The following is a 1,025-nucleotide window of genomic DNA, read 5'->3' as shown; positions in this document are numbered from 1 at the left end:
GGGGACGCGCCTGTCTCGGTCCAGTCGATGACGACGACGCGTACGTCGGATGTCGGTGCGACGTTGCAGCAGATCGCGGAGTTGACGGCGTCGGGTTGTCAGATCGTGCGGGTGGCGTGTCCGACGCAGGATGATGCGGATGCGTTGGCGGTGATCGCGCGTAAGTCGCAGATTCCGGTGATCGCGGATATTCATTTCCAGCCGAAGTATGTGTTCGCGGCGATCGATGCCGGGTGTGCGGCGGTGCGGGTGAATCCGGGCAATATCAAGAAGTTCGATGATCAGGTGCGGGAGATCGCGCGGGCTGCGGCGGACCGTGGGACGCCGGTCCGGATCGGGGTGAATGCGGGGTCTTTGGACCGGCGGTTGTTGCAGAAGTACGGGAAGGCGACGCCGGAGGCTCTGGTGGAGTCGGCGCTGTGGGAGGCGTCGTTGTTCGAGGAGCATGGTTTCAGGGACATCAAGATCTCGGTGAAGCACAACGATCCGGTGGTGATGATCGAGGCGTACCGGCAGTTGGCGGAGCAGTGTGAGTATCCGTTGCATCTGGGTGTGACGGAGGCGGGGCCGGCTTTCCAGGGGACGGTGAAGTCGGCGGTGGCTTTCGGTGCGTTGTTGTCGCAGGGGATCGGGGACACGATCCGGGTGTCGTTGTCGGCGCCTCCGGTGGAGGAGGTGAAGGTCGGTATTCAGATTCTGGAGTCGTTGAATCTGCGGCAGCGGGGTCTGGAGATCGTGTCGTGTCCGTCGTGTGGTCGGGCGCAGGTGGATGTGTACAAGTTGGCGGAGGAGGTCACGGCGGGGCTGACGGGGATGGAGGTGCCGTTGCGGGTGGCGGTGATGGGGTGTGTGGTGAATGGTCCTGGTGAGGCGCGTGAGGCGGATCTGGGGGTTGCGTCGGGTAATGGGAAGGGGCAGATCTTCGTCAAGGGTGAGGTGATCAAGACGGTTCCCGAGTCGAAGATCGTGGAGACGTTGATCGAAGAGGCGATGAAGCTCGCCGAGCAGATGGAGGCCGAGGGCGC

The 1,025-nt window shown here is 63.3% G+C and carries 1 protein-coding gene; it reads left to right on the top strand.

The window, feature by feature from the left end:
- The coding region (gene ispG / locus ACFC09_RS46090) for a flavodoxin-dependent (E)-4-hydroxy-3-methylbut-2-enyl-diphosphate synthase (RefSeq protein WP_376539214.1) at positions 1-1,025 on the top strand (1,025 nt) is incomplete at both ends.

The organism is Streptomyces sp. NPDC056161, assembly GCF_042268025.1.
GTDB lineage: Bacteria > Actinomycetota > Actinomycetes > Streptomycetales > Streptomycetaceae > Streptomyces.
The sequence above is the reverse complement of the archived record's forward strand: the minus strand, read 5'-3'. Positions and strand labels throughout refer to the sequence as shown.